Origin of the sequence: Micromonospora sp. NPDC000668 (assembly GCF_042897975.1) — a bacterium.
In the GTDB taxonomy this organism is placed as follows: Bacteria; Actinomycetota; Actinomycetes; order Mycobacteriales; family Micromonosporaceae; genus Micromonospora.
In genome coordinates, this window is record NZ_JBIAYP010000001.1 from 211237 (window position 1) to 235336 (window position 24100).

22 protein-coding genes are annotated in these 24100 nt (G+C 71.2%); 7 read left to right on the forward strand and 15 right to left on the reverse strand.

Translation table 11 applies throughout. The features are described from left to right. Positions 1-26 precede the first annotated feature (26 nt). Positions 27-476: a ribonuclease domain-containing protein gene (locus tag ACFY29_RS00970; RefSeq protein WP_386982241.1), complete on the reverse strand. Its 450-nt coding sequence runs from the start codon at positions 474-476 to the stop codon at positions 27-29. 325 nt (positions 477-801) lie between these two features. On the opposite strand from ACFY29_RS00970, the gene ACFY29_RS00975 reads away from it, so the two are divergent. After that, positions 802-1569 carry a hypothetical protein gene (locus ACFY29_RS00975; RefSeq protein ID WP_386982245.1) on the forward strand — a complete coding sequence of 256 codons (768 nt, stop codon included), beginning with the start codon at positions 802-804 and terminating at the stop codon, positions 1567-1569. A 111-nt stretch (positions 1570-1680) separates the two neighbouring features. On the opposite strand, the gene ACFY29_RS00980 is transcribed toward ACFY29_RS00975, so the two are convergent. From ACFY29_RS00980 to ACFY29_RS01015, 8 genes are all read right to left on the reverse strand, one after another. Further along, the gene (locus ACFY29_RS00980) at positions 1681-2613 is read right to left on the reverse strand and encodes an HNH endonuclease (RefSeq protein ID WP_355607173.1); all 933 of its coding nucleotides are present in this window, start codon (positions 2611-2613) and stop codon (positions 1681-1683) included. 246 nt (positions 2614-2859) lie between these two features. Next, a complete protein-coding gene (locus ACFY29_RS00985; protein WP_386982248.1) occupies positions 2860-3408 on the reverse strand; it encodes a hypothetical protein in 549 nt (182 codons plus the stop codon). Positions 3409-3476: 68 nt separating this feature from the next. Beyond that, complete coding sequence (locus ACFY29_RS00990) at positions 3477-3764, reverse strand: transcriptional regulator (protein WP_355607168.1); 288 nt, start codon at positions 3762-3764, stop codon at positions 3477-3479. Beyond that, positions 3761-4255, reverse strand: coding sequence for a hypothetical protein (locus tag ACFY29_RS00995; RefSeq protein ID WP_386982251.1), 495 nt, complete (start codon positions 4253-4255; stop codon positions 3761-3763). The genes ACFY29_RS00990 and ACFY29_RS00995 overlap by 4 nt, the downstream gene beginning before the upstream one ends. Before the next feature lie 47 nt (positions 4256-4302). Beyond that, a complete protein-coding gene (locus tag ACFY29_RS01000) occupies positions 4303-4422 on the reverse strand; it encodes a DUF3024 domain-containing protein (protein ID WP_386984581.1) in 120 nt (39 codons plus the stop codon). Positions 4423-4675: 253 nt separating this feature from the next. Then, positions 4676-5629: a DUF559 domain-containing protein gene (locus ACFY29_RS01005; RefSeq protein WP_386982254.1), complete on the reverse strand. Its 954-nt coding sequence runs from the start codon at positions 5627-5629 to the stop codon at positions 4676-4678. Between the two features lie 205 nt (positions 5630-5834). After that, positions 5835-7460 (reverse strand): ABC transporter permease, encoded by a 1626-nt coding sequence (locus tag ACFY29_RS01010; RefSeq protein ID WP_386982257.1) that lies wholly within the window; start codon positions 7458-7460, stop codon positions 5835-5837. Beyond that, positions 7457-8392, reverse strand: coding sequence for an ATP-binding cassette domain-containing protein (locus ACFY29_RS01015; RefSeq protein WP_386982259.1), 936 nt, complete (start codon positions 8390-8392; stop codon positions 7457-7459). The genes ACFY29_RS01010 and ACFY29_RS01015 overlap by 4 nt, the downstream gene beginning before the upstream one ends. Positions 8393-8500: 108 nt before the next feature. On the opposite strand from ACFY29_RS01015, the gene ACFY29_RS01020 reads away from it, so the two are divergent. Further along, positions 8501-9271 (forward strand): TetR family transcriptional regulator, encoded by a 771-nt coding sequence (locus ACFY29_RS01020; RefSeq protein WP_386982262.1) that lies wholly within the window; start codon positions 8501-8503, stop codon positions 9269-9271. Between the two features lie 39 nt (positions 9272-9310). On the opposite strand, the gene ACFY29_RS01025 is transcribed toward ACFY29_RS01020, so the two are convergent. Further along, entirely contained in the window at positions 9311-11104 is a 1794-nt protein-coding gene (locus ACFY29_RS01025; protein WP_386982265.1) for an ABC transporter ATP-binding protein, read from the reverse strand. Between the two features lie 83 nt (positions 11105-11187). On the opposite strand from ACFY29_RS01025, the gene ACFY29_RS01030 reads away from it, so the two are divergent. Both ACFY29_RS01030 and ACFY29_RS01035 read left to right on the forward strand, forming a co-directional pair. Further along, entirely contained in the window at positions 11188-11616 is a 429-nt protein-coding gene (locus ACFY29_RS01030) for a MarR family winged helix-turn-helix transcriptional regulator (protein ID WP_328416208.1), read from the forward strand. Between the two features lie 157 nt (positions 11617-11773). Continuing rightward, the gene (locus ACFY29_RS01035) at positions 11774-13558 is read left to right on the forward strand and encodes an N-acetylglutaminylglutamine amidotransferase (protein WP_386982268.1); all 1785 of its coding nucleotides are present in this window, start codon (positions 11774-11776) and stop codon (positions 13556-13558) included. 13 nt (positions 13559-13571) lie between these two features. On the opposite strand, the gene ACFY29_RS01040 is transcribed toward ACFY29_RS01035, so the two are convergent. From ACFY29_RS01040 to ACFY29_RS01060, 5 genes are all read right to left on the reverse strand, one after another. After that, entirely contained in the window at positions 13572-14705 is a 1134-nt protein-coding gene (locus ACFY29_RS01040; RefSeq protein ID WP_386982270.1) for a glutamate--cysteine ligase, read from the reverse strand. A 91-nt stretch (positions 14706-14796) separates the two neighbouring features. Beyond that, a complete protein-coding gene (locus ACFY29_RS01045) occupies positions 14797-16005 on the reverse strand; it encodes an RNA polymerase sigma factor (RefSeq protein ID WP_386982272.1) in 1209 nt (402 codons plus the stop codon). Between the two features lie 2 nt (positions 16006-16007). After that, positions 16008-16364, reverse strand: coding sequence for a YciI family protein (locus tag ACFY29_RS01050; protein WP_328416200.1), 357 nt, complete (start codon positions 16362-16364; stop codon positions 16008-16010). A gap of 246 nt (positions 16365-16610) precedes the next feature. Further along, complete coding sequence (locus tag ACFY29_RS01055; RefSeq protein ID WP_386982274.1) at positions 16611-19244, reverse strand: discoidin domain-containing protein; 2634 nt, start codon at positions 19242-19244, stop codon at positions 16611-16613. 204 nt (positions 19245-19448) lie between these two features. Beyond that, the gene (locus tag ACFY29_RS01060; RefSeq protein ID WP_386982276.1) at positions 19449-20648 is read right to left on the reverse strand and encodes an ROK family protein; all 1200 of its coding nucleotides are present in this window, start codon (positions 20646-20648) and stop codon (positions 19449-19451) included. Between the two features lie 233 nt (positions 20649-20881). On the opposite strand from ACFY29_RS01060, the gene ACFY29_RS01065 reads away from it, so the two are divergent. From ACFY29_RS01065 to ACFY29_RS01075, 3 genes are all read left to right on the forward strand, one after another. Then, a complete protein-coding gene (locus tag ACFY29_RS01065) occupies positions 20882-22180 on the forward strand; it encodes a sugar ABC transporter substrate-binding protein (protein ID WP_328416193.1) in 1299 nt (432 codons plus the stop codon). Positions 22181-22250: 70 nt separating this feature from the next. Beyond that, positions 22251-23243, forward strand: a complete 993-nt coding sequence (locus tag ACFY29_RS01070) for a carbohydrate ABC transporter permease (RefSeq protein ID WP_386982279.1) — start codon at positions 22251-22253, stop codon at positions 23241-23243. Next, on the forward strand, positions 23236-24075 hold the full coding sequence (locus ACFY29_RS01075; protein WP_328416190.1) for a carbohydrate ABC transporter permease: 840 nt from the start codon (positions 23236-23238) through the stop codon (positions 24073-24075). Before ACFY29_RS01070 ends, ACFY29_RS01075 begins: the two co-directional genes overlap by 8 nt. Positions 24076-24100 lie beyond the last annotated feature (25 nt).

Here is a 24100-nt window from a genome sequence, read left to right on the forward strand (position 1 = left end):
GGGTCGACCGGCCGGCCCCGGGTCGGTCAGAGCCGGTAGAAGTCGGTGTAGTGGTTGGGCGAGAACCAGGTGACCCCGGTGCTGCGGTTCACCACGATCCGGTACGCGTCCCGGGCGGCGCCCTGGGTGCGCGGGTACACGTCGTACTCGTGGTAGGTGCCGTTGGTGGGCAGTTGACCCTCGTAGTTGTAGAACCGGCCGCCGGCGAAGTTGGATTTGCCGCCGCTCCAGGAATACCAGCCGCGGCTGGTCGGGAAGCCCTTGGCGGACCAGCCCGAGCGGGCGGTACGGGCGTCCGCGCAGCGGCTGATGGTGCAGGAGTTGTAGACCGCCGCCGACGCGGAGTCGGTCAGTTGGGGGGCCACCACGGACGGGCCGACCAGCGCGGCGGCGACCAGGGCGAGGAGCAGGGCGAGGGCGGTGGTACGCCGGCGGATCGCGCCGAGCGTGGCCAACGGGGACACGAGGGTGGACACAGGCTGCCTCCAGACCATCCGATCCATCGATCCGCATCACTGTCGGATCGGAACCAGTCTCACCGTTGCCCCCTGCTCGCAACAGCCCTCTCCGCGCCAACTACTCCACAATGTTCGGTGAACCTCGGACGATCCAGTCCTCCGCTCGCGCGTCGGCGTGCGCTCTCAACGGCGTGGCGGCCGGCATATCGGTCACGGGTTGTTAGCGTGAAACGCGGATCCGTGACCATGGAGGGGTGCCATGACAGACACCCCCGATGGGCGGCCGAGGCCGGCGGATCGGTGGAGGCATCGGGGCATCCGCGGGCTGACCATCACCCGGGACGTGAGTGTCCGCAGTTGGCGTTGGTGGGCACGGACCTGGGATCGACTGGTCGCGGCGCTCCAGGATGAGGCGCCCGTGGGGCTGGGCGCCGACCCGTCTCCGTCCGGTCCGCTCGTCGAACAGCGCGACGTGCCCCGACTGATCGTGGTCCCTGCCCGTGGCTACGTGTACTCGTTCTACATCCGCGCCACGTTCGCCTGGTCGTCGCCGTCGAGCCTCCGGTCCGAGGTGTTGAGCTGGTACGTGCAGTACTTCCAGCCGAACGCGGTCCAGCGGCTGACCCGGCTCGCCGCAGACGCCGCCCGAGACCTACCTCCGCACCGGGCAGCGGACCTGGAGTTGGCCTTGCAGCGGGCGCTCGCCGACGACCCCACGTGGGACTATCAGCGGGGCGACATCGTCATCACCTGCCAACCCGATGCCACCATACGGCTCGACGAGCGGATCATGCCGACGTTCCAGCCGCACGTCGACCGGCTGATGAAGCTGGAGTACCAGTTCGACGAGCAGCTGCGAAAAGCCACCTACGCCCAGGAGCTGAGCCGGCGCTGGGCCGCGATCCTCGGCGAACACGTCGACGCCGAAGACGAGGACGTCGCCGACGCCCGCCAACACATGCTCACCGCACAGAGGGAGGCAGCCCGCTGGATCAGCGAACTCCTCCACCACCACTCTCAACACCCCACCGACCCGCCGGCCCCGCCCCCAATCCCACCCCAGCAAAGCCGCCCCAGCCCCGCCCCGCCGCCCTCCCATCCCAGTCCATGATCACTCGCGTTCGGCAGTTCGGCACCCTGACGACCACTCGCCAGAAAATGACCATGGGCGGGGGTGACGGACGGCGAGGATGGTCAGGATTTGCGAACAGGGGCACTGCGATCAAGCCGCTTTGTACACAGTGTCGAGGTGCCATTCCAGGAATTCGGCACGCGGCCGATCGCTGCGCCGCTCCGGAAGGGCGATCTGCTCGCCCGCCTTCGCATAGAACTGCTCGCCATTGCCGAACTCGCTCCGAAGCCGAGGACTGACCATGAGCCGATGTTTCGGATCGACGCCCAGATAGCCCCGGTCGAAAAGGATGTGCACGTCCGACTTGAGTAGCAGGCCGTTGTCAAGCCGATGCTCGCCACCCATCGGAAGCGGACGGATGTGCGCGGCCTGTAACACAGGCTGAACTTTGTTGCCGGTGATGGCGCAGCGCCGGCCGTAGGCCCCCAGAACCACCGCCTTGAATGACTGCTGCCCGAGCCGCTGGGGCACCAATCGGGGATCCCCATAGACGGGACCAGGACGATGCCAGGGCCCGTTCAGATCCACCTCGGCCGACGTCCCGATCAACCGGTGCATCAGCAGATCGAAGTATCCCGCTACCTCGGCATCAGCCAGGTTGTAAGTCTTGCCCTGCACGACGTTCGACGCGAATGCTGGCGGTGGGTCGACGGTCGACGCATCGTGAAAGAAGGTGACGTCACGAACGAATATGCAGCCGATGGTCGGATCCTCTCCGGAACCAATCGCCTGCTTGCGGTAACGCCCGACGCTGTAACGCATCTCATCGATGCTCGCAGCACCATTGGCCTCGCCGAAGAGCTCCCAGGCCTCCGATATTCGAAGCTGGGTGAAGCCGCTGAAGAAGCCTCCACCAACCACCCGGTTCAGTGGAAAGTGCGCCTTGAAGAGGAAGGGCTCGCCTGGGGTGAGCGCGCGGAAGGCACCGCCAGAGGGCCGCCAGAAGTTGACCTCATTCAGCTCGGGACGCTCCGCGAGGAAGCGGTACCACCTCTCGTCGGTCACACCTACGAAGGCCTTCACATCGAACAGGGTGCGTGAAAGTTGATCTGAACGCCACCATCTGAACGGTCACGTGCGCTTGCGTCGAGACGCCACAGGCGCTGGAGCAAGATCGTGCTCGATCCTGGAACGAGTGGCCTTCGCAGCGACCCGATACCACTACATCGAGGATCGAGCAGGATCATCCGGACCAGCACCACTCCACATTCGCTGGTCGGCGACGATCAGGGGCGAGCGGAGGACGTCAGCCTGCTGTCACGTCGGATGTCACGGTTGATCGGTCGAGAAGCGCTGCTGCAAGGCGGACGACTGTTCCACCGACCCACCCCGGACGCCAAGGCTGCGCCGGGCCATCCGGTAGTAGGCGTCACGGGCTTCGTTGACCCGGTTGAGCATGACGGCGATGTCCGGCGGCGGGTCGACGATCCCGCGAGCGAGCCGTTCGACCTGCCAGACCGCGTCCCGCCAAACAGCGGCGGCGGCGACCGTCGGCTCGTCGCCGAGCAGCAGCAGGTTCTCCCAGACGATGGTGCGCCTGGCGTCCGCCTCGGCCAACCGGGCCAGCCCGTCCTCCCGGTCGATGGGGTGGCTGTGCGATCCCGGCCGGTGATCGGCCGTCATCCGCAGCGCCACCGCGTGACTCTCCTTGATGGCATGCGCGTACTCGACGTACGCGTCGAGCCGCCGCTCGTCCCACCGGATGCTCTGGCTGCGCCGCCACCTTGCCCGGTCGGCCAGCGAGGTGGCGAGGATCGTGCCCAGGGTGCCGACCAGGACGCCGAGGAGTGCCGGAAGCTGCGTCAGAAGGGTGCCCACGACGCAGAGGCTGCCAGCAGCGGGCAAGCCCCGCCAGCCGCGGCGTGCCATGCCGGTGCACACCAGCGCTACGCGCCGCCGATCAGTGCCCTCAACGCCGCGCAGTGCTGCTCGTACGCTCGCTGCCCAGCCGGAGCTATCCGATAGGTGGTACTACCCCCACGGCCACGACCGGTTTTCGTCGAGCTGACGTAGCCAGCCGCTTCCAACGTGGACATCTGCTTTGACAGGTCCGACTCGCTGATCTGCAGGTGGTCCTTCAGAAACCGAAACGAGACCGAGGAGGCGTTGGCCAGGACGGCCATGGCCGCCAGACGCTTGGGCACGTGGATGATCGGGTCCAGTCCATCGATCACCGAAGGCGTGCCCGGGTCGTGGCGGCAGCTACGGCGTAACGCCGCTCGTAGACCGCCAGGCCAACCGTCACGAGGACGAACGCCGCCCCGGCGGCAGCCGGGACGCCGACCAGCCACCAGACGAGCCCGACGAGGAGAATGACCGCGGCCAGGCCAGCCAGGTATCCGCGCCACACTCCGGCGATCTCGACGGGCGGCGTTCCCTTGCCCGGCATCGGGAGCGCGCCGTGCCGACGCTGCATCCAGACAACGAACAGGGCCTCGACGGCGATCAGGACGGCGAGCGACGCCATGAACAGTGCCACGTTCTCGCGCCACCAGGTGAACGTGCCGATCATGGCAGCGGCCCAGGCACCGACGGAAGGCGCGTACCACCACGGGGTGGGCGGATAGGTGACGTAGGGCGCGGCGGCACCGCGCTCGGCCGCTTTGAGCTGTTCCTCCAGATCAGTACTTTCCACGTCGGAAAGTTTAATGAACACTTTCCACATGTGCAAGTGATAGGTCCAAACGCTGGCCGGTGCGGACGCCCGAGCCATCAGCCCCAGAAGATGCCGGTGGGGTCACGGCCGATCTCGTCGAGCAGGATGCTGACGTCGACGGACGGCCGGGCAGGGTCGTAGCGGTGAAACCGCACATCCCGGTCCCGGTAGTACAGGGCCTAGGTGCCGGCGGTCTTCGTATATCGCAGCCGTGCGCTGGGGAAACTCGTCCACTCCGGGCCAGTGTTCGCACCCCACGGCCGCCGCCGCTCGACGATCGTGAGATGCCGGGGACCGCCCTCGCATTCCACCCGCACCTGGTCTCGTGCCGCTTACGGCACGCGCTCGTCGCACCAGCTCCGCACCTGCGCTACGTCCTGCTCGGGAAGCCCCATGGTCTTCACTCTCCCCGTCAGCCATCGCACCAGCTCAGGCGATCGCGCCCGCCCGACGGGTCGCGAGGATGGCCAGGGTTTCGCGGCGTACCGCGTCGGCCTCGTGAACCAGGCGGCGGTGGGCGAAGCGGACCACCAGGATCCCGATGGTCGCCAACAGCGCGTCTCGCCGCAGGTCAACCTCTCGCTGGCGTGGGTCGCCGTGCGTGGCGGCGCCGTCGAGGTCGATGTTGACCTGCTCACACTCGGCGAACATGTCGAGGTACATGGTGCGCCGCCCAACGCGTATCGGGACCTGCCGGCGGAACGCCGGCATCCCCGGGCCGGTGAAGACGTGCTCGTGCCCCCAGATCTCCAGCGGGCTGCGGCAGCCGTCGGCGAGCCTCGTCAGCAGCGCTCGGAGCGCCGCCCGGCCGATCAACTTCGGCACATTTCCCAGGGCGATGGCTAGCCGCTCGGGCGTGGTCAGCCGATCGTTGACCGCTCGAATCACCGGCGCCCGCCGCTCGGTTGGCGGCAACGTCGGCCACGAGTCGACGAGGGCCTGCTCAACACGGGTCACCGTCAGCCCTCGCCGGACCACCACTTGTGGCGGTTCGAGGATGAGGCCCTGGCGTCGGTGCACCACCACACCGGGTCGGGTGCGCAGGCCGGAGCCCGCCGGTGCACTCAGATGGACCAGCTCGCCGACCGCCTGCTGGCGCAGCCCCCATGCGCTGAGCGCGCTGAGGTGACTGAGTGCGCCGCAACCCTCGGCCCAGGCGAGAGCCGCGCGCTGACCCAGAGCAGGGTCGAGTCGACTCAGGGCAGGGGTGCCGGGCCGAGCAGCAACCAGGTGCGCCGCTACGAACACCTCGGGCAGCACCCGCACCAGATCGCCGCTACGGCAAGCCTGCTGCAACGCCCACCGCGGCACCACCTGCCTGGCAGTCTCACGGGTCACCAGCCCCGCGCCAAGCGCTACCAACTCCCGCAGCACCGGATTCACGCCACTGACCGTGTCGCCCCACCCCAATCCCCCGCAACCCCTCCACCTCGCCCCTGTGCACACCCACCAACCTGTGGACAGCGCCCGCCGCCGCTCGATTTCTGCTAGCCGGACCGATCGGTGGCAGGTCAGCAGGGCAGGCGTCGGCGTGTCGAGTTGCTCAGCTGCCAACGATCACGAGAAGCCAACGACCACGGGGAGCAACTCAGCTTGGGACGTCGCGGTGGCGGAAGGCCGCGACGCCGACGGCTAGCAGCGCCGCCGCCACCCCGGCCAGCACCACCAGCGGCAGCACCGCCAGGTCGACCGCGGGCACGGAGGGCACATGGGTGTACGGAGAGAGGTTGAGCGCGGCCTGCGGCAGCTCCAGCACCGCGCCGAGTTGCCCGAGGAGCAGGAAGACCAGCAGCGCCGTCCAGGAGAGCACCACCGACCGGCGGGGCAGCAGTCCGAAGAGCGCGGTCACCACTCCGGCCACCACGAGCAGAGCCGGCAGCCGCAGCAGTGCAGCCCCTCCCAACTCGATGGCCGCGCCGAGCGGGTCGCCAGTGACCAAGCCGTAGCCGAGCCCGGTGGTCAGGCCGGCGAGCAGCAGCAGGGCGACCGCACCGAGCGCCGCGGCGAGCACCTGGGTGCCGAGCCATCGGGTACGGCTCACTGCGGTGGCGAGGGCGGCCTCCAGCACCCCGTCGGCTTCGTCGCCGCGTACCCGCAGCATGGCCTGCACCACGTACGCCCCGATCGTCAACGCGAACAGCCCGAGCATCGCGGCCAGATACGCGTCGACCAGGTCGGTGCCACCGCCCATCGCGTTGATCGCCTCGGCGGCGGCCGGGTTCTGGTCGATCATCGCGTTGAACTCGTCGGCGGCGACGCCCATCGAGAGGCCGAGCACGGCCACCCCGACCGCCCAACCGAGCAGCGTGCCGCGCTGCATCCGCCAGGCCAGCCCGGCAGGGCTGAGCAGCCGCGCCGCAGCGGTCGCCGGCCCGCGCCGAGGGGCGACCAGCCCGGCGCCCTGGTCCCGTCGCTCCGCGAGGGCGTACGCCAGCGCCACCCCGGCGAGCAGCAGTACGACGGGCAGGGCGAGCACCCACCAGCGTTCTCCGGCGAAGGCCCGCACCTGGTTGCCCCAGCCGAGCGGCGAGAGCCAGGACGGCCAGGCACTCTCCACCTGGGTGCCGTCGGCGCTGGAGTCGCCGAGCACATCGCCGGCGGCACGCAGCACGAAGGAGAGCCCGACGACGGCAGCGGCGAGGGCGTTGGCGCCCCGGGAGGTGACCGAGAGTTGCGCGGTGACCGCGGCGATGCCGGTGAAGCCCACCCCGACACCTCCGACCGCGCCGGCTGCCGCGACCGAGCCGGCCAGCGGCAGGCCGGCGCCGGCCAGAGCGAGCGTGAGCAGGGCCGCGGCCAGCACGTTCGCCGCGACCACGACCAGCAGCGCGGCGGTGAGCGGCGCGTACCGGCCGACCACGGAAGCGCCGAGCAACTCCGCCCGGCCGGTCTCCTCGTTCTGCCGGGTGTGCCGGGCCACCGTGAAGGTGCTCAGCAGGGCGACGATCAGGGCCAACGTCACGTACGTCTCCGCGACCACCACGGCGCCGAGGTCGGCGCTGGCGATGGGGCCGTTGAAGGCTCGGGCGACCAGGCTGGACGCCGAGGTGGCGGCGTAGCCGTGGCGGGCCGCCTCGTCCGGGTAGACGCCGGCGACGCTGCCGGCGAGGGCATAGCCGAGCAGGGGCGTGCCGAGGACCCAGATCGCGAGGCGGATCCGGTCGCGGCGCAGCACGAGACGGGCCAGCCGGCGGGTGCCGGTGAGGGCGGTCATCGGGCACCGGCCTGCGGGGCCTCGGCCGGTTGGTGATCGTCGGCGGCGGGTTGCTCCTCGCCGTAGTGGCGCAGGAACAGCTGCTCCAGGGTGGGTGGGGTGCTGGTCAGCGCGCGGACGCCGAAGCGGATGAGCTGGCCGAGCAACTCGTCGAAGTGCGCCGGGTCGACCTCCAGGTGGGTACGCCCGTCGACCTCGTGCACGCCGTGCACGCCGGGCAGCGCGTCCAGGCCGGTCACCGGCCGGGCCGTCTCGACGATCACCGTGGTGCGGGTGAGGTGGCGCAGCTCGGCAAGGGTGCCGGACTCGACGGTACGACCCTCGCGGATGATGCTGACCCGGTCGCAGAGCGCCTCGACCTCGGCAAGCACGTGGCTGGAGAGCAGCACGGTGGCGCCGGCCTGCTTGATCCGCCGGATCTCGTCCTGGAACACCGCCTCCATCAGGGGGTCGAGGCCGGAGGTCGGCTCGTCGAGCACGTACAGCTCCACGTTGGAGGAGAAGGCGGCGACGATGGCGACCTTCTGCCGGTTGCCCTTGGAGTACGTGCGGCACGCGCGGGTCGGGTCCAGGTCGAAGCGCTGCAGCAACTCATCGCGGCGACGCCGGTCGAGGCCTCCACGCAGGTCACCCAGGAGATCGATCGCCTCCCCGCCGGAGAGGTTCGGCCAGAGGCTGACGTCGCCCGGCACGTACGCCAGGCGGCGATGCAGACGCACCGCGTCGCGCCACGGGTCGGCGCCGAGTACCCGCGCGTCGCCGGAGTCGCGGCGGAGCAGCCCGAGCAGGATCCGGATGGTGGTGGACTTCCCGGCTCCGTTGGGCCCGAGGAAGCCGTGCACCTCCCCCGGCTCGACCCGCAGGTCGAGCCCGTCGAGTGCCCGGATGCCGCCGAACGTCTTGACCAGGTTGCCGATCGAAATGACGGGCATCGCCCCTCCTGCCATCGGATGCGTCGACCGTCCTCACTGTACTGACCGTCGGTCAGTCGAATCAACGGTGAGGTCTGCCACCGGTCAGGGCCGGCTAGGCTGGCCGGCATGACCGCCGATCCCGCGGACGACACCCGCACCCGGATCCTGCGCGCCGCGCTCGACCTCTTCGCGGAGCACGGCTACCAGCGCACCTCGCTGCGCCAGATCGGCGAGCGGCTGCGGCTGACCAAGGCTGCGATCCTGTACCACTTCCCGGCCAAGGAGCACCTGCTCGCCGCACTGGTCGAGCCGCTGGTGGCCGACCTGGAGGCGCTGCTCGACGCCGCGCAGGGGCAGCCGACCGAGCAGGCCCGGTGGACGGTGCTGGAGGGCTGGGTGGACACCATGCTCGCCCACCGCCGGCCGCTCGGCATGCTCTTCCACGACATCGCGCTGGTCGGCCGGGGAGACACGTACCACCGCCTGATGGGGATCGCGATGCGGGCCAACGACCTCATCGCCGGGCCGGACGCTGGACGCCGCGAACGGGTCCGGGCGGTCCAGGCGGTCGCCGCGTGCAGCGACCCGATCGTCTTCTTCACCGACGTGCCGGACGAGGTGCTGCGTGCCGACATGCTCGACGGCGTACGCCGCCTGCTGGCCATGCCGCCCGCACGCCCGGACGCCGCACCCCTGGTAGCGGCAGCACCGGGCGCCGGGGCGACTCCCCGCCGACGGCAACCGGGGCGGCCGCGGGCACTGGGCCGGGAGCAGGTCGAGGCGGCCCGGCGGATGCACGCGGCGGGCACCCACTCGGTGAACGCCATCGCCACCACTCTGGGTGTCTCGCGGGCCACCGTCTACCGACACCTGGACGACAGTAATGAGACGGTTTAGCGACTGTTTCGAGACGGTTGTGAACCGGCTGCCGATCGGTCAGGCCGCCAGGGTGGCGTAGCGGCCGTTGTGGTGCAGCAGGCTGTCGTGGGTGCCGGCCTCGACGATCCGGCCGTGGTCGAGCACCGCGATCTGGTCGGCGTCGCGGACGGTGGAGAGCCGGTGCGCGATGGTGATCGTGGTACGCCCCTCGGCGAGCACGTCGAACGCCCGCTGCACCGCCCGTTCGGTCTCGGTGTCCAGCGCGCTGGTGGCCTCGTCGAGGACCAGGATGCGCGGGTCGCGCAGCAGCGTGCGGGCGATGGCCAGCCGCTGCTTCTCGCCACCGGAGAACCGGTGGCCGCGCGAGCCGACCACGGTGTCGTACCCGTCGGGGAGGCCGGCGATCAGGTCGTGGATCTGTGCGGCGCGGGCGGCGTCCTCGATCTCCGCGTCGGTGGCGTCCGGCCGGGCGTAGCGCAGGTTCTCCCGAACGGTGGTGTGCAGCAGGTAGGTCTCCTGGCTGACCACGCCGACGATCGCGGCCAGGTCGGCCAGTCGCAGATCCCGCAGGTCGACGCCGTCGACGGTGACCCGGCCGGCGGTCGGGTCGTGCAGGCGGCTGACCAGCCCGGCGAGGGTGCTCTTGCCGGAGCCGGTCTCGCCGACCAGGGCGAGGCTGGTGCCGGCGGGCACGTCCAGGGTGATCCCGGCGAGCGCGGCGGTGTCGCTGCCCGGGTAGCCGAAGGTGACGTCCTCCAGGCGCAGGTGCCCGCGTACCCGGGTGGGGTCGAGGCGGACCGGCTCGGTGGGGTCGGCCACGTCGACCGGCAGGTCCAGGTATTCGAAGATCCGGGCGAACAGCGCCAGCGAGGCGGTCAGTGAGACGCCCACGTTGAGCAGCCCCATCAGCGGCCGGAACAGGCCGCCCTGCAGGGCGGTGAAAGCGACCAGGGTGCCGATGCTCAGCGTGCCGGCGGTGCCGGGCAGGCCGGCCGCGAGGTAGATGACCGCCGGTACGGCAGCGAAGATGATGCTCATCGAAGCCATCCGCCAGCGGCCGGCCAGCTCGCTGCGCAGCTCCAGGTCGACCAGCCGGGCCGACGAGGCGGTGAAGCGGTCGATCAGCGCGGGCCCGGTGCCGAGGGTCTTGGCCAGTTGCACGCCGCTGATCGACAGCCCCTCCTCGACGGTGACGTTGAGGTCGGCGAGTTCGCGCTGGCGCTGGGCGGTGATCTCCCGGCGCATCCGGGCGACCCGGCGGGTCAGCCAGATCGCCGGCGGCAGCACCACCAGCGAGACCAGGGAGAGCTGCCAGGAGAGTGCGACCATCGCGACTGCGGTGGCGATCACGGTGGTGAGGTTGGACGCGACGGCGGTGGCGGTGGAGGTGACCACCGACTGCATGCCACCGATGTCGTTGGTGATCCTGGACTGCACCTCGCCGGTGCGGGTCCGGGTGAAGAAGCCCAGCGACTGCCGCTGGAGGTGGCTGAAGACGTCGGTGCGCAGCCGGTGCATGACCTGTTGCCCGACCTGGGTGGAGATCCAGGTCTGGACGACGCCGAGGGCGGCGGTCACGGCGGCCACCGCGACCATGCCGAGCACCAGCCAGACCAGCAGGGTCACGTCGCCCTGCGGCAGTGCCCGGTCGATGACGGCACGCAGCAGGAACGGGGTGGCCATCGCGATGATCGAGGAGGCCACGATGATCGCGGTGACGGTGGCCAGCGCGGGCCGGTGGGCGGTGAACAGCCGGCCGATGCGGCGCAACGACACCTGGCGGGCCTGCGCCTTCTCGTCGGCGCTGACGGTGCGGTGGCCGCGGTCGCGGCCGGCGGGGGTGGGTTCCAAGGGGGAACTGCCTCTCGTCGGGGACATTGCTGAGGTTACCTCATCATGAGGGAACAACGGCATCCCCTGCTACCGTATTCCCCGTGACGGAGCGCACGGCGGACGGCGACGACGAGAGCCTGGCGGAGACCTTCTGGGCGGTGGCCGGGCGGCTGCGCCGACAGGCGCGGGAGTCGTTGGCGCCGTGGGACGTCACACCCAGCCAGTCCCGGGCGCTCGGGGTGCTGGCCCGGCACGGTGAGCTGCGCCCCGGCGGCATCGCCGAGCACCTGCGCATCGCGCCCCGCTCGGCCACCGAGGTCATCGACGACCTCCAGGCCCGTGGGCTCGTCGAACGCCGACCCGACCCGGCCGACCGGCGGGCGACCCTGGTCGCGCTCACCGACGAGGGCAACCGGGTCAGCGCCGCCATCCGGGCCGCGCGCCGGGCCGAGGCGGATCGCTTCTTCGGCCACTTGGACGACGCCGACCGCGCCCAGTTCGCCCGCATCCTGCGTACCCTGCTCGGCTGAGCACGGCAGGCGCCTCGGCGGTGACGGGGTTTGCCCACCCGGCGCCCGGGTAGCCAGCGGCCCCGTCCGGTCGACGGGACCGGCCCCGACCGGCCGGGCGACGCGACAGGAGGATGGCCGTGCCGCTGGTGTCCCACCTGACCCATCGCCCCGGCTGATGTGCGGGATCAGCGGGGAGGCACGGTTCGACGGTCGGCAGCCCGACGCCGCGGCGGTCACCCGGATGACCGAGGCGATGCGTTCGCGCGGCCCGGACGGCGAGGGGCTGTTCACCGACGGCTGGGTGACCCTGGGGCATCGCCGGCTGACCATCATCGACCTGTCCGACGCGGGCGGACAGCCGATGGTCCGCGACGACCTGGGCTTGGCGCTGGTCTTCAACGGCTGCATCTACAACTACCCGGAGCTGCGCGAGGAGCTGCGGAACGCCGGGTACGCGTTCCACTCCACCAGCGACACCGAGGTGATCCTGGTGGCGTACGCGCACTGGGGTGAACGCTTCGTCGACCACCTGGTGGGCATGTTCGCGATCGGCCTGGTCGACCGTGCCCGGCGGCGGCTGGTGCTGGCCCGCGACCGGCTCGGCATCAAACCGCTGTACCTCGCCGAGACCCCCGGCCGGCTCCGGTTCGCCTCCACCCTGCCCGCGCTGCTGCGCGCCGGTGACGTGGACACCGACGTCGACCCGGTGGCGCTGCACCACTACCTGTCGTGGCACTCCATCGTGCCCGGGCCGCGGACCGTGCTGCGCGGCGTCCGCAAGATGCCACCGGCCACCCTGCGGGTCATCGAGGCGGACGGGCGCAGCCGGGAGGAGGTGTACTGGCGTCCGGACTACGTCCGGGAACCGGCCGACGCCGGGATGGACGCCGCCGACTGGCGGGCCGCCATCGGCGACGCGCTGCGCACGGCGGTACGCCGGCGGCTGGTCGCCGACGTGCCGGTCGGGGTGCTGCTCTCCGGAGGGCTGGACTCCAGCCTCATCGTGGCGCTGCTCGCCGAGGCCGGCCAGCAGCACCTGCGGACGTTCAGCATCGGCTTCGACAGCCGCGGCGACGAGTCCGGCGACGAGTTCCACTACTCCGACCTGGTGGCCCGCGCGTACGACACCGACCACCACCGGATCCGGCTGGCCGACGACGACCTGGTGCCCGCCCTGCGACGCGCCGTCCTGGCGATGGCCGAGCCGATGGGCAGCCACGACGTGGTCGCGTTCCACCTGCTGTCCGAGCAGGTGGCCCGGCACGTGAAGGTGGCACAGTCCGGGCAGGGCGCCGACGAGGTGTTCGCCGGCTACGGCTACCACCAGCCGCTCGTCGAGGCGCCCCGGCACGGCGCGGCCGAGACGTTCGCCGCCGCGTTCTTCGACCGCGACCACGACGAGCTGCGCCAGATCGTCGGCCCGGCGTACGCGCTGGACCACGACGCCAGCCGCGACCTGCTCGCCGGGCACCTCGCCGCGCCCGGGGCACAGAGCGCGCTGGACGCGGTGCTGCGCCTGGACACCCACCTGATGCTGCCCGACGACCCGGTCAAGCGGGTGGACAACATGAGCATGGCGTGGGGCCTTGAGGTGCGGACGCCGTTCCTCGACCAGGACCTGGTCACCCTGGCCGCGCACTGCCCGCCCGAGCACAAGGTGGCCCAGGGCGGCAAGGGCGTGCTGAAGGAGGTCGCCCGGGAGGTCCTGCCGGCCGAGGTGATCGACCGGCCCAAGGGCTACTTTCCGGTGCCGGCGCTGCGCAACGTGGACGGGCCGGTGCGCGAGCTGGTGGCGGAGGCGTTGCAGGCGCCGGCCGCGCGCGAGCGGGGCCTGTTCCGGTCGGAGTACGTGGCGCGTCTGCTCGCCGAGCCGGACCGGGCCGAGGCGGCGGCCGGCAGCAACAAGCTGTGGCAGCTCGGCCTCCTGGAACTATGGCTCCAGTCGCACGACATCCGCTGAGCCGGGGGTCGGGTCAGCCGGCGGAGGTGCGGGCGGCCAGGTCGTCGATGACCGCCCGCAGGTCTCCGGTGCGCTCCAGCACCCGCCGCTGCCGGGTCGCGCCGGTGCCCTCGCGGCGCAGCCGGGCCAGCTGCCCCAGCACATAGCCCAGATCCCCGTGCCGCAGCAGGGCCGGGGCGATCATCGTCATCAACTCGTCGACCAACACCCAGGCCGGCCTGGTCCCACCGGCGCGCAGGTCGATCAGCTCGCCGTCGAGGCCGTCGTGGGCGGCCCGCCAGTGCGCCGCGGCGACCAGGCAGTCTCGGGTACGGGGGGCGGGCACCCCGGCGCGTACGTCGTCGGCGAGGGCGGCGACCAGTGCTCGGACCAGCGCGGCGACCAGCACGGCGTCGTCCACTTCCGGGCAGACGTCGCCCACCCGCACCTCCACTGTCGGGTACGCCGACGACGGCCGGGCGTACCAGTAGACCATCGCGGCGTCGAGCATGATGCCGGCGGCGATCAGCTCGTCGACGGTCCGGTCGTAGTCGGCGAGGGAGTCGAAGTACGGCGTCGGGCCGATGCTGGGCCAGCGCTCCAGTTGCATCGACCGCCAGCTGGCGTGGCCGGTGTCGTGCCCGTCGTGCAGCGGCGAGTTGGTGGTGATCGCCTGCACCACCGGCAGCCACACCCGCAGGTGGTTGCAGACCTGCACGGCCAGTTCGCGATCGGACAGCCCCACGTGCACGTGGCAGCCGCAGACGGCCGGGTCGTGCGCCACCGGCCCGTACCGGCGCGACATCGCGTGGTAGCGCGGTTTGTCGGGCACCGTCCGGTGCGGCTCGGCCACCGGGGTGGCCCCGACCGCCACCAGCCGGGCACCCGCCGCCGCGGCGGCCTCGACGGCCGATCGGCGCAGTGCCACCAGGTGAGCGCGCAGATCGGTGAGGTCGGCACAGACCGGGGTGACCATCTCGACCATGCTGTGCCGGAACTCCTGCCGGCTCTGCTCCCGGGCCGAGCCGCGCAGCGCGGCCAGCACCTGGTCGGCCACCGGTAGGTTCCGCCCGCTGTCCGGGTCGAGCAGCAGGAACTCCTCCTCCACGCCGAGCGTGAGGGCGCTCAGGTCGGGCACGGTTGCGGCGGCCGCCGGACGGTACGTCATGGCGCCCTCCATCTGCTCCTGCGGCCGGGGCTCGACGCCCCGGCCGGCGGGTGCCTCGGTTTCCCGGCCCGCCCCGCCGGCAAACGCACGGTCAGCCCGGTGACACGGCCGCCGCACGCCCGGCGAGGAAGGCCCGCTCGGCCGCGTTGTCCGTCAGCGCGGCGGCCGTCCGGTACTCGGCGGCGGCCTCCCCGCCCCGGTCGAGCCGGGCGAGCAGGTCCGCACGGACCGCGTACCGCACGTGGTAGCCGTCCAGGTCGAGGCGGTCCACCTCGGCCAGCGCGACCGCCGGTCCGGCCACCTCGGCGAGCGCAACCGCCCGGTTCAGCGCCACCACCGGGCCGGGAGCGACCGCCGACAACTGGTCGTACAACTGGAGGATCTGGCCCCAGTCGGTGTCGGCGGCGCGCGAAGCGGCACTGTGCACGGCGGCGATCGCGGCCTGGATCTGGTACGGCCCCGGCCGGTCGCGGCGCAGACAGCGGCGGACCAGCGCCTGCCCCTCGGCGACCAGCGCGGCGTCCCAGCGGCCCCGATCCTGTCGGGGCAGTGGCACCAGCTCGCCGGCGGCGGTGGTCCTCGCGTCCCGGCGGGATTCGGTGAGCAGCATCAGCGCGAGCAGGCCGAGTGCCTCCGGCTCGTCCGGCATCAGCTCGGCCAGCAGCCGGGCCAACCGGATCGCTTCGGTGCACAGCTCCGCGCGGACCAGTCGCCGCCCGGCGCTGGCCGTGTACCCCTCGTTGAAGATCAGGTACAGCACCGCGAGCACGGCGTGCAGCCGGTCGGGCAGGTCAGCGTCGCGTGGCACCCGGTACGGGATCCGGGCGTTGCGGATCTTCGACTTGGCCCGGACCAGCCGCTGCGCCATCGTCGGCTCGGGCACCAGGAATGCGCGGGCGATCTCGGCGGTGCTCAGGCCGCCGAGCAGGCGCAGGGTGAGCGCGACCCGGGCGGCCGGTGCGAGCGCCGGGTGGCAGCAGGTGAAGATCAGACGTAGCCGGTCATCGCGCACCGGTCCCTCCTCGGCGGGTACGTCGGCCGCGTACAACAGGGCCGCCTGGGCGTGCCGGTCGGCCCGGGACGCCTCCCGGCGCAGCCGGTCGATGGCCTGGTTCCGAGCGGTGGTGATGATCCAGCCGGCGGGGCTGGGCGGTGGACCGGTCTGCGACCACCGCCGTACCGCGATGGTGAAGGCCTCCTGGACGGCCTCCTCGGCGAGGTCGATGTCGCCGAGGAGGCGGACCAGGACGGCGACCGCGCGGCCGTACTCCGCGCGGAACACCGCCTCCAGGTTCTGCACGGTCAGTCCCCGGCTCCACCCTGGAACGGGCGTACCTCGATCGGCAGCGTGGTGGCCAGCGCGTAGCGGCGGCCCCAGTCCAGGGCGGCGTCCAGGTCGGGCACGTCGATGATGGTGATACCGCCCAGGTGCTCCTTGCCCTCGACGAACGGCCCGTCGGTGACCAGCACCTCGCCGTCGCGGGGGCGCAGCACGGTGGCGGTCTCCGGGCCGTGCAGGCCCTGCCCGAAGACCCACGACCCGGCCCCCACCAACTCGTCGTGCAGCTCGCCGAGCTGACGCATCACCCCGGCCAGGAACTCCGGGTCCGGCGGCAGCTCACCCTGGGGCTGGTGGATGCTGAGCAGGTACAGCGTCATCGTTCCTCCTTGCGGGGGCGGCCGGCCCGTCGCCGACCCCTCATCCTCCACACGAACGGCCCTCGCCCGGATCGACATACCGCTAGAAAAGATTCGGCCGGATTCCCGCCGGCGCGACGGCGCGGTGTCGGCGGGGGTGCGGCGCGACCGGGCCGGCCCGGTCTCGGCGGGACCGGGCCGGCTCGGCCCACGGTGCGACCCGCACGGCCCGGTCGACGGCGCGACCGGGCCGGTCGGGTGCCCCGGTCAGGGGTAGGTGGTCAGGTACACCTGCTGGTTGGCCGCGTTGGCGGTGCCGCCGGTGTTGTTGATCACCCGGTTGATGGTGCCGACGCCACCGAGCGAGACGGTGACCATGTTGGTGAACCGCACGTTCGGGTTGGTCGGCGCCTCGATGGCCCGGTCGGCGATGACCGCCGGGTTCACGTTGAAGTAGCAGTAGCTGCCCATCCCCCACGCCTGGTGGCTGGTGACGGAGTCGGCCACCTTGTACGCGGCGTACCCCCGGGTCGCGCCGTTCATCCAGGCGCCCTGGTTGGGCGGGTCGTACGGCATCTCGTTCTGGTAGAAGTACGTCCGCCCGCCGTTGCCGTTCCAGACCGTCTGGTACTTCTGGTAGTGCTCGACGAAGAGGCCGTACATGGTGACGTTGTCGCCGTTGACGGTGAGCCCGGTGTCGGCGGTGTTCAACGTCCACCCGGTGGGTACGCCGCTGGCCGCGTGGTCGGCCCGCCACAGCCACATGTGGTCACCGATCACGTTGTCACTGTTGACGGTCAGCGTGTTGGTGGCCCTGCCGACGTGCGGTCCACCGATCCGGAAGAACACGTCGTGCAACGAGGTCGGGTTCGCGGCGTGGCTCGCCGCCGAGCCCGTCGGCCCGACCTCCATCAGCACCGGCGAGTTCGTCGTGCCGGCCTCGAACATGATGCCGGCCACCTTCACACCGTCCACGTCGGCCACCCGCATCCCGACGCTGCCGTTGTCGGCCTGGATGGTGGCCAGGCCGAGGCCGAGGATCACCGTGTCGGCCCGGTTGACCTGGATCGGCTCGGTGACGTGGTGCACACCCGGGGTGAAGAGCAGGTGCTTGCCCTGGGCCAGGGCCGCGTTGATGGTGGCCGCGCTGGTGCCGGGCTGGACGATGAAGAACTGCGACAGCGAGATGGACGAGCCGGCCGGGGTCTTGCCGTACCAGCTGGTGCCGGTGGAGTTGTTCCGCAGTGCCGGCACGAAGACCCGGTACTCGCCGGTGCCGTCGACGTACAGGAACGGCTTCTCCCGTACCTGCGGGGTCTGCGGGATGACGGTGTGCGACGGGTTGGGGAAGCTCGGCGGCGGTGCGCCGGTGACGCCCTGGAAGACCATGTTCCACACCGAGCCGGTCCAGCCGTTGCCGAACTCGCTGTTGCGCGAGTACCACTGCTGCTGCGAGCCGGAGACGACCAGGCCGTCGACGCGGGTGTCGGCCATCAGGCCGCCACTGGACCAGCCGTCGCCGCCGTTCCAGAGCTGGATCTGGTTCTGCGCGCCGCGCAGGTGCATCCGCCGGTACGGCGCGGCCTGGGACACCGCCCAGCGCTCGACGCTCACCCCTGCCGGCAGGGTGACCGAGAGGTTCTCCGCCGCGCGCCAGAAGTTCTGGGTGGCGTTGCCGCCGAACCAGGCCGCCTCCACCCGGACGTGCCCGTTGAGGTTGACGTCGTCGGGGCTCATGCCGAGCCCGGCGACCTGGGTGAAGAAGCCGAGGTTGACGTCGGCGGTGTAGGTGCCGGACTTGAAGAGCACCGCGTATCGCTGCGGGCCGAACTGGTTGGTCTCCTGCTGGGTGAAGAGCGTGTTCAGTCGACTCTGGATGGTGGCGGTCGGGGTGCTCGGGTCGAAGACGAAGGTGTTCGGACCGAGGTTCGGGTTGCGCGGGTCGGTCGGGTCGACCGGCGGCTCGCTGGTCCCACCGGTCGTGTTCACGGCCAACTCCCACAGCGAGTAGCCGTAGGTGGTGCCCCGCGCGGTGCCGTACATCCGCAGGTAGCGACCGCTGCCGGTGACGGCGAGGGTCTGCGTGCCGCCGGCGCCGGTGGTGGTCGAGTAGATGGTGGTCCAGGTGTTGCCGTCAGCCGAGGTCTGGAGCTGGAAGGCCCGGGCGTACGCGGCCTCCCAGGTGAGCACCACCCGGCAGATCGACTGCGTGCTGCCGAGGTCGACGCGCAGCCACTGGGGATCGCTGGCGGCGCTGGCCCAGCGGGTGCCGGCGTTGCCGTCGACCGCGGCGGACGCGGGGGTGCCGGCGTTCTCGGTGGACGAGGCGGTAACCGGGCGACCCTGTGCGGCATTGGTGCTGCCGCAGGTGGGCGTGCTGCCGCCGGTCTCGCCATAGACCTGGAACTCCCAGAGCGAGTAGCCGTAGCCGGTGCCCCGGGCGGTGCCGTACATCCGCACGTACCGGCCGGCGCCGGTGACGGCGAGGGTCTGCGTGCCGCCGGCGCCGGTGGTGGTCGAGTAGATGGTGGTCCAGGTGGCCCCGTCGTCGGAGGTCTGGAGCTGGAAGGCGCGGGCGTAGGCACCCTCCCACTGCAGGGTCACCTGGCTGAGGGTGGCCCGGGCACCCAGGTCGACCTGGAGCCACTGGGGGTCGCTGAACGCGCTGGCCCAGCGGGTGCCGGTGTTGCCGTCGACGGCGGCGGCGGCCGGGGTGCCGGCGTTCTCGGTGGACGAGGCGGTGGCCGGGCGGCCCTGCGACAGCAGGGTGGGGGCGGCCTGCGCCGGTGTCGGGACGCCGGCCGGGGTGAGCGCCGCGACCAGGGCCACGGTGAGCCCGAGGAGCAGGTGTCGGACGGCACGCCGGGGACGCGGGCGTGCGGATGTAGCGCGAGATGTCATGACATCGCCTGTCGATAGGGGGTTACGGACGACGCGCGGGTGGGATCGGGCTCGCCCGTGGTGCCGTGGGTGGTGCCGCCGATGCGACGCCGCGGGGCGGAGAGCGCTCTCGTAGGAGTGTTGCGGCGCGATTGCGACGGCGTCAAGACATCGATCTATAACACTGTTATTTATCCCGAAGGTTTGTTGTGGGCGAATTGCCCCTCAGCGGCGTACGCCACCCTCGGTGAGGAACCGGGCAATCGGCAGCGTGGCGGCACCCAACGCCACGGCGTCCACCCCGAGCCGGCACAGCTCGATCGACGCCTGCTCGTACGGCTGGCGCAGCGCCTGCCGGCCGGCGGCCTCCCGGACGGCCGGCAGCAGGTCGCCCAGCGCCATCGCCGCCCAACCGCCGAGCACCACCCGCTCCGGGTTGAACAGGTTGATCAGGTTGGCCACCCCGGCGCCGAGGTAGCCGGCGGTGTCGTCCAGCACCCGTCGGGCGGTGGCCGAGGTCGCGGCGGCATCGACCAGGGCGGCGAGCTGGGACTCCTCGTCCTCGCCCGGCACCGGCCGGCCCCGGCGTGCCTCCCGGTAGCGGTCGATGATCGCCTCCGCGCCCACGTACGCCTCCAGGCAGCCGCGCGCGCCGCAGCGGCAGGCCCGGCCGCCGTACACCAGGGTGGTGTGCCCCCACTCCCCCGCGCTGCTGGACGCGCCCCGGTAGGTGGCGCCGTTGGTCACCACCGCCGCGCCGACACCGGAGCCGACCAGCGCGAAGACCGCGTGTCGCGCGCCCCGGCCGGCGCCGAACCACATCTCCGCCTGACCGAGGGTCTTCGCGCCGTTGTCGATGTGCAGCGGCAGGTCGGTGCCGGCGCCGATCAGGCGCTCCAGCGGCACCCGGTCCCAGCCCAGGGCCTGGGCGTGCACCACGGCCTGGGTGCCCTGCTCGACCACCCCGGAGACGCCGATCCCGACGCCGAGCACGTCGCTGGTGGCCACCTGGGCCTGGCCGGTCACCGCCTCGATGCCGGCCAGCACGTGCCCGGCCACCACGTCGGGCTCGGTGCGCGCCGGGTCGAGTGGGTACTCGACGCTGGCCAGCAGGGTCATCGCGAAGTCGAACAGCTCGACCCGGACCCGGGTCTCGCCCACGTCCACCCCGACGACGAAGGCGAACCGGGGTGCGACCCGCAGCAGCATGCTGGGTCGGCCCCCGTCGGACTCGGCGGCGCCGGCCTCGGCGACCAGCCCCTCGTCGATCAGGTCGGCCACCACGTTGCTCACCGCCGGCTGGCTCAGCCCGGTGCTGCGCACCAGGTCCTGCCGGGTGAGCGGGGCGTCGAGGAAGAGCTTCGTCAGCAGGGCAGACCTGTTGCGCAGCCGGACGCTCCGGTTGGTGGCTCGCGCCAGCTCCACTCGGCACCTCGATCCCGTCGGTCGTTCGAGCGACTGTAACCGGCCCGTGCTTGACGACCCACTGGACAGCAACTTTAATGACGACATTCATTAAGCCGTGATGTAACTCCCGGGAAACGCCACCGGACCCCGGCGGCGCACCCCGAAATCCCGTCCGCAGCCGGCCGTCCGTCGCCCACCCCTATCGACGACGGAGGCCGGCGGACCCCCACCACGTACCGGAAGGGCTGACCGTGTCGAGACGACACCTCGGGATATTCACCGCCGCCGTACTGGCCGCGGCCTCGCTGACCGCCTGCGGCGGCTCCGGCGACGACTCCGCCGGATCGGGCAAGACCCTCACCTACTGGGCCAGCAACCAGGGCGCCAGCCTGGAGGCCGACAAGACGATCCTCCAGCCGGAGCTGGACAAGTTCGAGAAGCAGAGCGGCATCAAGGTCAACGTCGAGGTGGTCCCCTGGTCGGACCTGCTCAACCGGCTGCTCGCCGCCGCCGCCTCCGGCAAGGGCCCGGACGTGGTGAACATCGGCAACACCTGGTCGGCCTCGTTGCAGGCCACCGGCGCCCTGGTCGAGTTCGACGACGCCACCCTGCAGGCCGTTGGCGGCAAGGACCGCATCGTGCCCGCCGCGCTCGCCGCCGCCGGCGCCCCCGGCAAGCCGCCGGCCGCCGTGCCGCTCTACAGCATGGCCTACAGCCTGTACTACAACAAGAAGTCGTTCGCCGACGCCGGCATCACCGCACCGCCGACCACCTGGGAGCAGCTTGCCGAGTACGGCAAGAAGCTCAGCACCGGTGGCAAGTGGGGCCTGGCGATCGAGGGGGCCAACCCGTCGGAGAACGCCCACCACGCCTTCACCTTCAGCCAGCAGTACGGCGGCGAGTGGTTCGACTCGGCCGGCAAGCCGACCTTCGACACCCCGCAGAACGTCTCGGCGATCAAGCGCTACATCGACTTCATGGCCGCCGACAAGATCACCAACCCGAGCAACGCCGAGTACGCGCAGAACCAGTCGGTCTCCGACTTCGCCAACGGCAAGGCCGCCATGCTGCTCTGGCAGTCCGCCGGCTCGAACCTGAAGACGCAGAACATGCCCGCCGACGCGTACGGGGTGGCCCCGGTGCCGTTCCTGGCCAGCCCGCCGGCCGGCGGCAAGAAGGTCAACAGCATGGTCGCCGGCATCAACATGGCGGTCTTCAAGCACACCAAGAACCGTGACGGCGCGCTGAGCTTCGTGAAGTTCATGACCAGCGACGAGGAGCAGACGATCCTCAACCGCACGTACGGGTCGCTGCCGGCGGTGAAGACCGCGGGCTCCGACCCGGCGTTCACCGCCGTGGAGCAGAAGACGATCCAGGAGACCCTGGTCACCACCGCGGCCCCGCTGCCGCAGGTGCCCGAGGAGAGCACCTTCGAGACCCTGGTCGGCACCGCGATGAAGGAGCTGTTCGCCGACGCGGCCAGCGGCAAGCCGGTCACCGAGGAATCGGTGAAGGCCAAGCTGACCGACGCGCAGCAGAAGATGCGCTGACCCAGGCGTCGCCGGTGGCCGTGGTCGGGTGCTGAGCCCGGCCACGGCCACCGCCTCCGAGAGGACCCCGATGGCAACCAGCACCACCGCGCCGGACGCCGACCAGCGCGAACCCCGGGCCGGGTCGCCGGCCCGGAGGCCGGCCCGCCGGCCCCGCGGCCCCCGCCGCTCGCTCCTGCCGTACCTGCTGCTCGCACCGGCCATCGTGCTGGAACTCGCCATCCACGTGATCCCGATGGTGGTCGGGGTCTGGATGAGCCTGCTGGAGCTGACCCAGTTCCACATCCGCAACTGGTCCACCGCGCCCTTCATCGGGCTGGAGAACTACCGGGCGACGCTCGATGTGAACAGCGCCGCCGGCAAGGAACTGCTGCACTCGTTCTGGGTCACGCTGGTCTACAGCCTGCTCTCGGTCGGGTTCGCCTGGCTGCTCGGCATCTCGGCGGCGGTGGTGCTGCAACGGCCGTTCCGGGGCCGGGCCATCCTGCGGGCGCTGTTCCTCACCCCGTACGCGCTGCCGGTCTACACCGCCGTGATCACCTGGAGCTTCCTGCTGCAGCGCGACACCGGCCTGGTCAACCACGTACTGGTCGACCAGCTCGGGCTCCTCGACGACCGGCCGTTCTGGTTGATCGGCGACAACAGCTTCTGGTCGCTGCTCGTGGTGTCGGTCTGGCGCAACTGGCCGTTCGCGTTCCTCTGCCTGATGGCCGGCCTGCAGAACGTCCCCGGCGAGCTGTACGAGGCCGCCGCCATCGACGGCGCCGGGTTCTGGCGCCGGCTGCGCTCGGTCACCCTGCCCATGCTGCGGCCGGTGAACCTGGTGCTGCTGCTGGTGCTGTTCCTCTGGACCTTCAACGACTTCAACACCCCGTACGTGCTCTTCGGCGGCTCCGCGCCGGAACAGGCCGACCTGATCTCCATCCACATCTACCGCAGCTCCTTCAAGACCTGGGACTTCGGGTCCGGCTCGGCGATGTCGGTGGCGCTGCTGCTGTTCCTGCTGGTCGTCTCGGCCGCGTACCTGCTGATCACCAACCGCCGGAGGGACGACCATGCGTGAGACCGCCGGTGAGCGCTGGGGTCGGCGCATCGTGCTGACCCTGCTCACCCTCTTCGTCGTCATCCCGCTCTACGTGATGGTCACCTCCGCGGCGAAGCCGCTGCAGGACGTGCAGAACGGCTTCACCTGGTGGCCCAGCCGGCCCACCCTGCAACCGTTCATCGACATGTGGAGCACCGTGCCGCTGGCCCGCTACCTGGTGAACAGCCTGGTGGTGTCGAGCATCGCGGCGATCTGCTCGGTGGCGGTGGCGATCTTCGCCGCGTTCGCGGTCAGCCGGTACCGGTTCCGCGGCCGGGGAGTCTTCTCGGTGACGGTGCTGTCCACCCAGATGTTCCCCGGCATCCTGTTCCTGCTGCCGCTCTTCCTCATCTACGTCAACCTGGGCAACGCCACCGGCATCGAGCTGTACGCAAGCCGCACCGGCCTGATCATCACCTACCTGACCTTCTCGCTGCCGTTCTCGATCTGGATGCTGGTCGGCTACTTCGACTCGATCCCCCGCGGGCTGGACGAGGCGGCGCAGGTCGACGGGGCCGGGCCGCTGCGCATCCTGTTCCAGGTCATCCTCCCGGCCGCCGTGCCCGGCGTGGTCGCGGTCACCGTGTACGCGTTCATGACCGCCTGGGGTGAGGTGCTCTTCGCCTCGGTGATGACCGATGAGGGCAGCCGCACCCTGGCCGTCGGCCTGCAGGGCTACTCCACCCAGTTCAACGTCTACTGGAACCAGGTGATGGCCGCCTCGCTGGTGGTCAGCATTCCGGTCGTCGCCGGCTTCCTCGCCCTCCAGCGCTACTTCGTCGCCGGCCTCACCGCCGGCGCGGTCAAGTGAGTCATCCAACCCCAGAGGAGAACGT